This is a genomic window from Myroides sp. C4067, from assembly GCF_038039665.1.
Classification (GTDB): Bacteria; Bacteroidota; Bacteroidia; order Flavobacteriales; family Flavobacteriaceae; genus Flavobacterium; species Flavobacterium odoratimimum.
In genome coordinates this window covers 21,822-35,322 of the sequence record NZ_JBBPHJ010000030.1, presented here as the reverse complement: position 1 = coordinate 35,322, position 13,501 = coordinate 21,822, and the positions used below count along the sequence as shown (strand labels likewise).

Here is a 13,501-nt window from a genome sequence, read left to right as displayed (position 1 = left end):
TCAACTGTAAACCATCAACTGTAAACCATCAACTGTAAACCATCAACTGTAAACCGTCAACCATAAACCGTAAACTATCAACCTATTCCTTCTTCTTAACTAAAAGATATGCTCCTCCTACTGTAATCAAGAAAATAAGAATACTCGATCCTAGGGCTATTCTACTACCTGTTTTGATTACTTGTGGTTCAAAAGTAAATTCGATAGTGTGTTTCCCCTTTGATAACTCTATTCCTCTTAATACATAATCTACAGCAAAGATTGGCACCTCTGTATTATCTACTTTAGCAATCCAACCTTGTGGGTAATAGATTTCAGAGAATACTGCTACTCCATCAGCACTGTTAGTTGACTCATAAACTATCTTATTCGGAGCATAACTTTTTAACTCAATACGAGCTAAAGAATCCACAGCATATGTATCTTTTAACTGTACATCTTTAAACATAGTTGTATTCAATACAGCCTGATTTTTTGTTTTCAACTTATCCAATGCTTTCATTTCTTCATTTGCATCTTGCACTTTTTGAATACTAGATACAAACCACGCATTCCCATTCGCATTATCATTTAATAATGGAACATCACGTCCCTCTTCATCCTTCTGAATAATATACTTCACATTCATCATATTCAACACTTCCATATTAGAATGTTGATTCAATTGATAATCTGCTAGCTCTTGCATTCTACGAGGTTTCGCTGCATGATATCCACCTAAAGAATGATGGAAGAATGAACTTCTTGCACTATTAAAGCCTCCATTTAACTCATATACTCTAAAATGCTCTGTATCATTCAGTATTACCTTATCAGCTGGTGTTGCCTGGAAAGGTTGAGACATTTGAGAAGCTAGTACAAAGTTTGAGTCATTCACATACTTACGATCCACTAATACTAAATCTCCTACCATCAATACACCAATAATAATTATTGCAACAACTGGCTTAATCTTTTCTTTAGTTGATAAGAACAAAACTCCTGCAGCTAAAGCAATTAGAACAAAACTTCTAATAAGGTCTGCTGTATACATTGCTTTTCTATCTTCTATTAAAGCACTGATAAATCCTGGCCCTATCTCACCATAAGCTCCTCTATAATAACCGTCATTTAAGCCTGTAAAACTTAAAGACCCTTTTACTAAAAACAACAATATTAGGATAGATCCAGCTACGATACCTGATTTCTTTAAAACAGCTAACTGCTCTTCTTTTGCTAACTTACTATAAGCATATAGCCCAATAATAGCTAAGGCAGGTACACATAATTCAAGTATTACTTGAATAGAAGACACTGCTCTAAACTTATTATACAATGGAAAATAGTTAATAAAGAAGTCTGTCAGAATAGAGAAGTTCTTACCCCATGATAACAATAAAGAAAAGACTGCCCCTATTATGAAAACATACTTAATACTTCTCTTCTCTGCAAAAATTCCGATTAAGAACAAGAAGAATACAACAGCTCCTATATAAGCTGGTGCTGCAACAATAGGTTGATCTCCCCAATAAGTAGGTGAACTACTTGCCATTTCTTTTGCTTGTTGATCACTAGCGCCTACTGACTTAAACAATTTATATACATTAGAATCTGTATCTAAATGTTCATTATTCGCCCCCCCTGTCAAACGAGGTGCTATCAAGTTTAAACTTTCAAAAATACCGTAGCTATACTCCGTGATATAATCATAGCTCATCGCATTAGACGATTCCTTTACAGAACCATCAGGTTGATACGTTAGCTCACTATTACTACGCGTACTAAACTTAGTATATTCTGAAGTAGCCATCAGATTAGTAGCATTCGCTCCTATACTTAGAATAGCGGCTCCTACTAATACAGCTATTGATGTACCTATCGCTTTATAATCTTTTTCTCTTATATATTTGACCATATAAAATACTCCCACTACGATAAGTAATAATAGTAAATAATAGGTCATCTGGAAGTGGTTTGCACTAATTTCTAAAGCGGCTGCAAATAGAGTTAGCAATCCCCCTTTTATATAATGTTTCCTAAACACTAAAAGCACTCCTGCCAATACCATCGGCATATAAGCAATAGCGTGAGCTTTAGCATTATGCCCTACTCCTAAAATAATAATCAGATAGGTAGAAAAACCAAAAGCTAGTGCTCCTATAAATGATCTCAAAGGCTTCATTCCTAGAGAAGCCAATAGAATATAGAATCCGATAAAATAGATAAATAAATAATCTGCAGGTCTAGGTAAAAAACGAATTATGCTATCTAAATCTTTCACATAATTATGAGGAAATTTAGCTCCTAATTGATAGGTTGGCATTCCTCCAAAAGCGCTATTTGTCCAATAAGGCTCTTCTTTAACTTGTTCTCTAAAGTCTATTTGTTCTTTTGCCATTCCAGTATATTGCACAATATCGGATTGGTAAATTACCTTATTAGATAAAACAGGTGAGAAATAAAGTAGTGCTACTACTATAAAACCTAAAACCACTAATAGATGTGGATAAATTCTTTTAAACGTATTCGTTGTTTCTGATGACATTTATACTACTATTTAAGTATGCTAAAATAAGTAAATTTCAAATGGCTTTAAAGGGAAGCCTATAGTTTTATTATATATATAAAAAAGCCCTCAAGAGGCACTGCTCTTGAGGGCTTTATACTATATCTATGAATTACTTCGAATCTACTTCTTCGAAGTCTACATACTCTCCAACAACTTTTGTCGAACGTGGTACTTTATTATGCTGGCTTGCAGTATTAGTATACGTTTCTGTTTCTTGATTGTTGTTATATGGATTGTACTGTTGTTGTCTCTGTTGAAAATTCTGTTCTGCTTTTTTTGCAGCCTTGTATATTAATACAGGAAACAAATAACGCATCGCTATTTTAAATGCGTAGTATATCAGAACAATAATAATAAGTGTTTTAATAAATCCCATAATTTCCTTCTTTTTACCAAAAATAGTAATTATAACCGCATAATAGCAATGATGATTCTTAAATTATTGATAAATATCCTTACTCCTTCCTTTATTTTATTTGTAACCCTACTTTATTGATTTCATTATAAACAAGTAAATCAAGGACTTCATCTGCTTATATTGATCTCCCTATTATATGGGTAATCTGTATTATTTCTTTGCTTCTTCCCACTTAGTATATCCTCCGTCTAACTCGTATACCGTTTTAAAACCTTGTTCTAAAAGAATATTTCTAGCCTTCTCACTTCTCTTTCCTGATTTACAGAAAATATATACTGGTTCTTCTTTAGATAGCGTTTTAGTTTTATCAATAAAGTCCTCCTCTAGTACATTGATATTTTTTGCATATTCTATAGTTCCTTCGCTGAACTCCTTATCCGTTCTAACATCAAGTAACTGAACTTCTGTCGCTTCAATCGCTTTTTTAAAGTTCTCATTGTTCAATAAATGGGCTGCTTTTTCTTGGCTATAACCACTTACTGTAATTAAAATAGTAGCAATAAAAGAAAGCCAAAAAGCGTTATATTTTTTCATAATATAGGTTAGTTTATAGTTTAACAAAAATGACAAATATCATAGTATGCGATTTAACATTACTATACATTTGTTACAAATATAAAATAAATATGTCAGTTTCTCTTATACAAAAGTATAATGTACCTGGTCCTAGATACACTAGTTATCCCACCGTTCCTTACTGGGATGAGACCTCTTTTTCTGCAGATAAATGGATTGATTCTTTAAAGAGATCATTCATTGAGTCCAATCAAAAAGAAGGAATAAGTATCTATATCCATCTGCCATTTTGCGAAAGCTTATGTACGTTTTGTGGTTGCCACAAGAGAATTACCAAAAGACATGAAGTAGAAAGTCCATATATAGATGCTCTTCTTAAGGAATGGGATTTATATTGTGCATTATTTGATGAAAAACCTATTATCAAAGAAATCCACTTAGGGGGAGGTACTCCTACATTCTTTTCGCCACAACATTTGACTAAGCTAATTGAAGGTATTAAAGCGAAAGCTAATATTGCTAAAGAATATGAATTTAGTTTTGAAGGACACCCTAATAATACAACTAAAGAACACTTATCTACTCTATACAATCTAGGTTTTAGAAGAGTGAGTTTTGGTGTACAAGATTACAATCCTGAAGTTCAGAAAGCAATTCATAGAGAACAAAGCTTTCACAATGTTGCAAAAGTAACACTATGGGCTAAGGAGCTTGGTTATACTTCTATTTCACATGATATTATTTATGGACTTCCTTTCCAAAAATTAGAGCATGTGATCGACACTATTGAGAAGACAAAGTCTCTTTCTCCAGATCGTTTAGCATTTTATAGTTATGCACATGTGCCATGGATAAAAGGAAATGGTCAACGTGGATTTAATGATGAAGATGTGCCTAAGGATACTGAGAAGCGTCAACTGTATGAAAAAGGAAAAGAGCTTCTTCTTAAAAACGGGTATGTTGAAATAGGAATGGATCACTTTTCTTTAAAATCAGATTCTCTTTATAAATCTATGAATACAGGGCATATCCATAGAAACTTTATGGGGTACACCTCTTCTAAAACTCAAGTAATGATAGGCTTAGGTGTATCTTCTATCAGTGACAGCTGGTATGCTTTTGCTCAAAATGAAAAAGACATTAATACTTATTATCAACTATTAGATCAACATATTATTCCTGTTACAAAAGGGCATATATTAAACAAAGAAGATTTGATTATTAGAAAACATATCTTAAATTTAATGTGTTCTTTAAATACAGATCTAACTGCGGATATTGATAGCATTGATTTCAATCCTATATTAGAAGAACTTAAGGAACTAGAAAGAGATGAATTAATTGAAATTAAAGGATATAACATTAAGATAACAACTAAAGGACGTGCATTTGTTAGAAATGTATGTATGGCTTTTGATTTAAGATTACAAAAGAATAAACCTCAAAGACAGTTGTTCTCAATGACTATCTAATAAAATAAGTAAAATGAATAAAAATATTGAGAAGATAATTACCTTCCTGGTATTACTAGGATTAGTTTCTGGAATATATAATCTAGATATGGATAACTTATGGTCTATCCAACACAACTGGCTATCTTATATAGGTTTTATTATTTTTATAGCTTATTTAGTTTACTCTGTAAAAAAAGCAGCTAAAATACAGGATCAAAAAAACCTGTAACCATCATTCGAATTGTCATTTGTTTATTGTTTACTCTCAGGTAAACGATAGTATAAAAAAAGTCCTTAATCTTACGATTAAGGACTTTTTATTATTTATAGGCTATTGATTACTCAACTTTATTGTTCATAATCACTTCTATCACCTCTGGGTTAATAAGTGTTGATACATCACCGAACTCTTTTGTTTCTCCATTAGAAATAGAACGCAAGATTCTTCTCATAATTTTACCAGATCTTGTTTTAGGCAAACTATCCACAAACTGAATCTTATCCAACTTAGCGATTGGCCCAATATGACTTGATATATACTGGTTAATCTCGCGTTTAAGATTTTCTCTATCACGAGTCTCCCCTTCCACTTTCAAGGTAATAAATCCATACAAAGCGTTTCCTTTGATATCGTGTTTATATCCTACTACAGCACTTTCTGCTACAGCTGGATGCTCATTAATCGCATCTTCTATAGGTGCAGTTCCTAGATTATGTCCTGAGACAATAACAACATCATCTGCACGTCCTGTAATTCTATAATATCCTACTTCATCTCTTAAAGCTCCATCTCCTGTAAAGTATTTACCTGGAAACTGACCAAAGTAAGTCTCTTTATAACGCTCATGATCTCCCCAAATAGTACGAGCCATGGATGGCCAAGGAAATTTAATACACAATGATCCGTCTACCTGATTATCCTCTATCTCATTTCTCTTCTCATCCATTAATACAGCTTGTATACCTGGTAATGGTAAAGTCGCATAAGTAGGCTTAGTAGGTGTAATAAATGGCAGTGGAGAAACTAAGATACTTCCTGTCTCTGTCTGCCACCAAGTATCAACTATAGGACATCTTTTCTTTCCTACATGGTCATTATACCAGTGCCAAGCTTCCTCATTAATAGGCTCTCCTACCGAACCAATAACTCTTAAACTAGACAAATCATGTGAATTCACATAACTGTAATCCTCTGTCATCAACGAACGAATAGCTGTAGGAGCTGTATAGAATTGGGTTACTTTATACTTATCAATGATATCCCAGAATCTACTAGGTGTTGGATAAGAAGGCACTCCCTCAAACATCACTGTAGTTGCACCATTTAATAGAGGTCCGTAAATAATATATGAATGCCCTGTAATCCAACCACAATCAGCAGTACACCAGAAGATATCCTCTTCTTTATAATCAAAAATATTTTTAAAAGAATAAGCCGTTTGCACCATATAGCCTGCTGTAGTATGCACCATTCCTTTTGGAGCACCTGTAGAACCAGAAGTATACAAAATAAATAAAGGATCTTCTGCATCCATTACTTGAGCTACATGATTATTAGACGCTTCTTCTAATAAAGGTGCTAACCACATATCTCTTCCTTCTTTAAAAGCGACTTCAGCACCTGTTCTCTTCACTACAAGTACTTTCTCTACGCCAGGACAAGAGTCTAATGCTTCATCGATAATTGGTTTTAATGGAATAGTCTTATTTCCTCTAAAGCTCCCATCGGATGTTATAACAAATTTACATTCAGAATCATTAATACGCTTCGTCACAGCAGATGAAGAAAAACCAGCGAATATAACACTGTGTATCGCTCCTAATCTAGCACATGCCAACATACTAACCGCTAACTCAGGTATCATAGGGAGGTAGATACATACTCGATCTCCTTTTTTAACCCCTTGCTCTTTTAGCACATTAGCCATCTTACACACTCTATTGTATAAGTCATTATAGGTAATAGTTTCTGCTTGCTCTTCTGGATTATTAGGTTCAAATATAATAGCTGCTTTCTCTCCTCTTTTTGCAAGATGACGATCAATACAGTTCTTTACGATATTCAATTTAGCATTAACAAACCACTGGAATTTAGATTCCTCCATATCAAACTCGAATACTTTATCCCACACTTGATACCAAACGAAGTTTTCCTCTGCTATCTTTCCCCAGAACTTACGAGGCTCTCTAACGGATTTTTTATAGTGTTTAAAGTATTGTTCTAGATTTTCTATTTTATAATAACTCATATTTTAGTTGTGATTTTTTTTATGTAATATTTTTTTTAGCTCTTAAATATATGATTTTAGTAATAAATAGCAAAAAGTCATACAATATTTTTAAGATTAAAAAATATTGTATGACTTTCGTTATTTAAATAAACCCTATAACTGAGCTATATCTCTCTTTGCTTGATCAAACTCTGCAATGATATTTTTAATAATATCTCCTACTGGTTCTATTTTATGTATCAGACCTGATATTTGCCCTACTTCTAGTTCACCTTCTACTAAATCTCCTTCAAACATTCCTTTTTTAGCTCGAGCCCTACCCAAATATTCTTTTAATTCTTCTACTGATGGATTCTTAGCATACAAGGCTTGAAGTCCTGTGTAAAACTCATTCTTAATTAAACGTACGGGCGCAAGTTCTTTTAAAGTAAGAACAGTATCCCCTTCTTGTACATCTAATAGAAGATTCTTAAAGTTATCATGAGCAGAACTCTCTTTAGAAGCGATAAATCGCGTTCCCATTTGTACTCCATCTGCACCAAGTACCATAGCCGCAAGCATTCCTCTTCCTGTAGCGATACCTCCAGCCGCAATTAAAGGAACCGTGATCTTCTCACGAACCATAGGAATCAAAGTAAGCGTAGTAGTTTCTTCTCTTCCATTATGTCCTCCAGCTTCAAACCCTTCTGCTACTATTGCATCAACACCTGCTTCTTGGGCTTTTAATGCAAATTTAGAAGAACTAACTACATGCACTACTGTTATCCCATGTTGTTTTAAAAATGGAGTCCATGTTTTAGGATTACCTGCAGAAGTAAAGACAATTTTCACTCCTTCTTCTACAATGATATTCATGATTTCCTCTATATTAGGATATAACATAGGGACATTTACTCCAAATGGTTTGTCAGTTGCTTTCTTACACTTCTGGATATGTTCTCTTAGTACCTCAGGATACATTGAACCAGCCCCAATAAGTCCTAATCCACCAGCATTACTCACTGCACTAGCTAACTTATAACCACTGTTCCAAATCATCCCTCCCTGTACGATAGGATACTGAATTTTAAAAAGATCTACTAACTTATTTTTCATTGTATTTTGGTTGTTTATAGTTTCGAAATAACACCCGAACCAATTAGTTCGTCTTCGATATGCCAAGATACAAATTGTCCTTCTGTGATAGCGGATTGCGGTTCGTCAAAACGAACGTACATTCCTTCTTTCATCTTGTGTAAAGTAGCTTTTTGCAAAGGTTGGCGATATCTTATACGTGCTAATATAGACATTGTTTCTCCTTCTTGCAATGCTAAATCTTCTCTAATCCAATGAATTTCTGATTCTTTTACAAATAATGCTTTGTGAAACAATCCTGGGTGGTCACTTCCTTGACCTGTGTAAATAATATTCTCCTTTACATCAGTACCTATAATAAACAATGGCTCAGCAGTACCTCCCACATTTAATCCCTTGCGTTGACCAATAGTAAAGAAGTGCGCTCCGAAGTGCTCACCTACCTTTTTACCCATTTCAGGTGTATACACAATTGATTTAGCTTCGCTGTACAAAGCATCTCCTATTGTAGAGAATGTCTCTTCCTCTTTCGTATAGATAGACGAATCTTTTGGTATTTCGTAGATAAGCCCATCTTTTCTTTTCAACTGCTGTTGTAAGAATTCTGGTAATCTTACCTTACCAATAAAACACAATCCTTGAGAATCTTTTTTGTCTGCTGTGATTAAGTTCATCTTAGCTGCTATCTCACGTACTTGTGGTTTCAACAACTCTCCAACTGGAAATAGCGCTTTCGCTAATTGCTCTTGAGATAACTGACATAAGAAGTAAGACTGATCTTTATTAGGATCTACACCAGCCAACAGTTTATATACTGTCTCCTGTGTTCCATCTTCTTTGGTAATAACCTCTTCATCTTTGCGACAATAATGCCCTGTAGCGACATAATCTGCTCCTAAAGTCAATGCTATTTTCATAAATACATCAAACTTAATCTCGCGATTACACAATACGTCTGGATTAGGGGTACGACCATTCTCATACTCCTTAAACATATAGTCTACAATCTTCTCTTTATATTGTTCACTTAAGTCAACTGTTTGGAATGGAATCCCAAGCTTCTCAGCGACCATTAAAGCATCGTTGCTATCTTCTAGCCATGGACATTCATTAGAAATTGTCACAGAATCATCGTGCCAGTTTTTCATGAAGAGTCCAATAACTTCATACCCTTGTTCTTTCAGTAAATAAGCTGCGACACTTGAGTCTACACCTCCCGAAAGACCTACTACTACTCTTTTCTTCATAATAAAAAATATTGTGGCAAATTTACGAGAAATGCCGCAATACAAAAAGCTTTTGAATTTATCTTATCTTTTAATTATGACTTTAGCATAGATAAAAACTATACTATCTGAGGTAATGCTTTAGAATTTAATACTCTAATTCTTCTTAATACTATCCCTTTCTAAAGTACCTTCCTCTACATTAGATCAAACAAATAACACAAAAACACATTATATGTAAAAAAAATTAAGTTAATTTATATTTAATAACACTACATTATTGGTATTTTTTATGTAATTTGAATCACATAAAATAAATTTATTATAAAGACACAGTAATATTCAATTATCATGCAAAACAAAACTTTAGCTAAATCACTTGTCTTAGGCTCTTCTCTATTATTGAGCTTTACTTTATTAGGCCTTTTTATTTTCAAAGGGTTAAAAACATTTAGTGATAAAGATCGTATAGTCACTGTAAAAGGATTAGCAGAAATGAATGTGATGGCAACCTCTGCTACCATTATTATTGATTTTTCTATTTCTGGTGATGATTTACAACAAATAATGAAACAAACAGAACAGAAAAAAGAGGCAATTATTACTCATCTAACTAATCTTGGTTATCAAAAAGACAATATTAAAATCGATAATATAGAAGTAAATGATAAAGAAAAATATTACGAATTCCGTCGGGAAAATGGACGACAAGTGTCAGTAAAAATAGATAGATATTCTATTACGCAGCAACTAAACCTTGAAATGACTGATATAAAAGAGACAGAAAACAAAGCTTCACAAATTAAGTTAGATTTAATTAGTAAAGATTTGACTTCAAATATAAATTCTATTTATTCTTTCCCTGAATTAAATTCGATTAAACCACAACTAATAGCTGAAAGCACAAAGAATGCACGCATCGCTGGTGAGCAGTTTGCTAACGATTCACAAGCAAAATTAGGCAAAATAAAAACAGCCTCACAAGGACAAATCACTATTGCTGGAAGATATTATTTTGATGAAGAAGAAATGAATAATGCAAATAAAGAACCTTATACTCAAAAAGCGAGAGTAGTAAGCACTATTGTTTTCTTTCTAGAATAACAACTATTCTAAAAAGAACTTACTTTTTCCTTACCTAAAAAAGCCTCTATGTTTAAATATATTTAAACATAGAGGCTTTTTTTATTCAGAAACCAAAATATTATCTATAATCTAACTCAATAGCATCCTACCCTAATTTCTTACCCAGTAACTCAGATTGGGCTTTTGCTCTATGAATTCCTTCCACTAATTTTTGTAATACTTCTTCTTCATTGAAATACTTAATCGCTTGCTCAGTAGTACCACCCTTAGAAGAAACTTTCGCTATCCAATCTTGTGTAGATAACGAATTAGCTTCGTATAGGCCAAGAGCACCTGATATGGTTTGCTTCACTAACAATTCTGCTTGTGACGGTTCAAAGCCATAAGATATTGCTGCCTGTATCATGGCTTCCATAAAATAAAACACATAAGCAGGTCCACTACCTGATACCGCAGTAGCTGCATCTATTTTATTCTCTTCAGACACATATACAGACTTACCTGTGGTATTAATTAAGTTCTGAATAATGAACAACTCTTTTCGATCTAATTCTTCTGAAGCAGTAAAAACAGTCATACCTCTACCTATCTGAGTAGGCAGATTAGGCATGGAACGAACTATTTTTTCGATTCCTAAATCTTCTTTTAAACGATCTATAGAGATACCTGCCATCACAGAAACGACTATCTGATCTTTATTTACATATTTCTTTAGATCTGCAACTAGTATAGAAAAGTCCTGGGGTTTCACTGCAACGATAACAATGTCACATGATCCTATATCACCATCCAATTGATAGCGATAAGACAACTGATGAATATTACGACTATCTTCTATAGCCCTCTGTGAACGCGTGTATATCAATACATCTGATGGGTTAATAAACCTAGAGTTAATAAACCCATTGGCAAAAGTACTCCCCATGTTTCCCATTCCTATAATTGCAATTCTCATAAAAAAAAAAACCTCTGAATTTGATCAGAGGTGTTAAATATAAAAGAATTATTTATTTTTCTTCTTTCTTTCTTCTTGTAATTTTTGTTGCTCTTGCGCTTGTTGCATCATTTCTTGCATTTTACGTTGGAACTTACCTTTAGGACGTTCTTTCGTTTTATTGTCTTCAATGATAGCTTTAATCTTATCTTCTTTTACAATATGGTTTTTAATTACATACATAATACCAATTGTAATCAAGTTAGAAATAAAGTAGTACAAACTCAATCCTGACGCGTAGTTATTAAAGAAGAATAACATCATCAATGGAGAGATATAGATCATCACCTTCATGATTTTACTCATATCAGGCATTCCTTCTTGAGCAGGTGCTGCCATTTGTTGATCTCCTGTAGTCATCTTCATATATATAAAGATTGCAACAGAAGCTAAAATAGGGAATAAACTCACGTGGTTACCATAGAATGGAATACGGAAAGGCAATTCTAAAATCTGGTCATAAGACGATAAGTCATCTGCCCATAAGAATGATTTTTGTCTCAAATCAAATGCTGATGGGAAGAATTGGAACAATGAATAGAAGATAGGAATCTGTAACAATGCTGGAATACATCCTGCCATTGGGTTAACTCCTGCTTTAGAGTACAAATTCATTGTCTCTTGTTGCTTCTTCATTGGATCATTCTTATATTTTTCGTTCAACTCATTCACTTCTGGACGAATTGCTTTCATTTTTGCTTGAGAAACATAAGACTTATAAGTCAATGGAGAAATTAATAATCTCACAAGTACAGTTAATGCAATAATAGCAATACCATAAGGTAAGAATGAACTCAATACTCCGAATACTGGAATAAATAAGAAACGGTTTAACCATCCAAAGATCCCCCATCCTAAAGGAACAATCTTATCTAGTCCTTGATCATAAGACTTTAATAATTTATAATCAGCTGGTCCGAAGAACCACTTCATATCATAGTTTAACTCTCCACCTGTATAAGCTAAAGGCATTTTTGCATTAAACTGTTTAGTGTAAACAGTATCTACTGCCTCATCATGAACCAAGTTAGCTGATTTTAAACTAGCTGTATCAAAAGCTTTATCTGTAATTAAAACAGAAGCGAAGAAGTGTTGTTTAAATGCAACGAAACTTACATTTTTAGCTTCAGTACTGTCATCTTTACTTGTATTACTTAGACTGTTATCTTTTCCTCCTTCATACTCATAGTATACACGAGTATATTGGTTCTCATAAGTAATACTCTTCTCATTACTATATGCTTTTAAGCTCCAGTCTAATGCTGGTGTCTCTGCTGTATTAATAACTCTACTTAATCCTTGTGTACGAATAGTAAAGTCTAACATATAGTCATCTGGCTTTAATACATATCTATACTCTAAAAACTCAGTAGCTGATACTTTTAAACGCATAGATAACACTTGATTCTCCCCTTCTTTTGTTAATTCAGGTTCAAAGAACAAGTCTCTTGTATTAAACTTTTTGTTGTCCTTCGTATATAACTCTAAATTAAACTCAGCGTTATTATCTTTAATTAACTCTACTAGTTCTTTAGAGTTTTTATTAAAACGAGCATTGTTATTGATTACAACATTTGATAAACTACCTCCTTTATTTTCAACAACTAAAGTCAGTAATTCATTCTTAAGTTCTGTTTTACCTCCTTGAGCAGATGGTAATGTTGCACTATAAGCAAATGGGCCTAAAGCAGCTTGTAAAGCAGTATTCTGAACAGAATCCACCTCTACATGATTACTTATAGCACTTGAAATTTTCTCAGACTCAGCTTCTTTAACTATCTCTTTTTTGGCTACCTCTTTGTCCTGAGCGATAGCTTCTTTTTCTTTGTTGATATTATTCAACATCATCCAAATTAGCAACCCGGCTATAATAACAAAGCCGACAATACTGTTACGATCTAATTTTTTTCCTTCCATTACTTAATTTGTAGTTTATCAAATTTTTCGCTGTAAT

11 protein-coding genes are annotated in these 13,501 nt (G+C 33.4%); 3 read left to right on the top strand and 8 right to left on the bottom strand.

Going from position 1 to position 13,501, the window contains the following annotated elements:
- Nucleotides 1-82 precede the first annotated feature (82 nt).
- The 3 genes from AABL87_RS15675 to AABL87_RS15665 form a co-directional block, all read right to left on the bottom strand.
- Nucleotides 83-2,524, bottom strand: a complete 2,442-nt coding sequence (locus AABL87_RS15675) for a YfhO family protein (protein WP_016649318.1) — start codon at nt 2,522-2,524, stop codon at nt 83-85.
- A gap of 133 nt (nt 2,525-2,657) precedes the next feature.
- Nucleotides 2,658-2,924, bottom strand: coding sequence for a DUF4834 family protein (locus AABL87_RS15670; RefSeq protein ID WP_006260067.1), 267 nt, complete (start codon nt 2,922-2,924; stop codon nt 2,658-2,660).
- 192 nt (nt 2,925-3,116) lie between these two features.
- On the bottom strand, nt 3,117-3,500 hold the full coding sequence (locus tag AABL87_RS15665) for a rhodanese-like domain-containing protein (RefSeq protein ID WP_058699982.1): 384 nt from the start codon (nt 3,498-3,500) through the stop codon (nt 3,117-3,119).
- Nucleotides 3,501-3,592: 92 nt separating this feature from the next.
- Between AABL87_RS15665 and hemN the strand changes: the two genes are divergently transcribed.
- Together hemN and AABL87_RS15655 are read left to right on the top strand one after the other, a co-directional pair.
- Complete coding sequence (gene hemN, locus AABL87_RS15660; protein WP_341277582.1) at nt 3,593-4,954, top strand: oxygen-independent coproporphyrinogen III oxidase; 1,362 nt, start codon at nt 3,593-3,595, stop codon at nt 4,952-4,954.
- A 13-nt stretch (nt 4,955-4,967) separates the two neighbouring features.
- Complete coding sequence (locus tag AABL87_RS15655; RefSeq protein ID WP_006263693.1) at nt 4,968-5,165, top strand: hypothetical protein; 198 nt, start codon at nt 4,968-4,970, stop codon at nt 5,163-5,165.
- Nucleotides 5,166-5,274: 109 nt separating this feature from the next.
- On the opposite strand, the gene acs is transcribed toward AABL87_RS15655, so the two are convergent.
- The 3 genes from acs to mnmA all read right to left on the bottom strand — a co-directional run bounded on the left by acs (nt 5,275) and on the right by mnmA (nt 9,488).
- Entirely contained in the window at nt 5,275-7,185 is a 1,911-nt protein-coding gene (gene acs, locus AABL87_RS15650) for an acetate--CoA ligase (RefSeq protein WP_006261323.1), read from the bottom strand.
- 135 nt (nt 7,186-7,320) lie between these two features.
- Nucleotides 7,321-8,262 (bottom strand): NAD(P)H-dependent flavin oxidoreductase, encoded by a 942-nt coding sequence (locus tag AABL87_RS15645; protein WP_006265446.1) that lies wholly within the window; start codon nt 8,260-8,262, stop codon nt 7,321-7,323.
- A 14-nt stretch (nt 8,263-8,276) separates the two neighbouring features.
- Nucleotides 8,277-9,488 (bottom strand): tRNA 2-thiouridine(34) synthase MnmA, encoded by a 1,212-nt coding sequence (gene mnmA / locus AABL87_RS15640; RefSeq protein ID WP_006261325.1) that lies wholly within the window; start codon nt 9,486-9,488, stop codon nt 8,277-8,279.
- Nucleotides 9,489-9,818: 330 nt separating this feature from the next.
- Here mnmA and AABL87_RS15635 point away from each other — a divergent pair, with 330 nt between their 5' ends.
- On the top strand, nt 9,819-10,571 hold the full coding sequence (locus AABL87_RS15635; RefSeq protein WP_006260060.1) for an SIMPL domain-containing protein: 753 nt from the start codon (nt 9,819-9,821) through the stop codon (nt 10,569-10,571).
- A gap of 127 nt (nt 10,572-10,698) precedes the next feature.
- On the opposite strand, the gene proC is transcribed toward AABL87_RS15635, so the two are convergent.
- The gene (gene proC, locus AABL87_RS15630; protein WP_006260059.1) at nt 10,699-11,508 is read right to left on the bottom strand and encodes a pyrroline-5-carboxylate reductase; all 810 of its coding nucleotides are present in this window, start codon (nt 11,506-11,508) and stop codon (nt 10,699-10,701) included.
- A gap of 48 nt (nt 11,509-11,556) precedes the next feature.
- Nucleotides 11,557-13,464, bottom strand: coding sequence for a membrane protein insertase YidC (gene yidC, locus AABL87_RS15625; RefSeq protein ID WP_006265449.1), 1,908 nt, complete (start codon nt 13,462-13,464; stop codon nt 11,557-11,559).
- Nucleotides 13,465-13,501 lie beyond the last annotated feature (37 nt).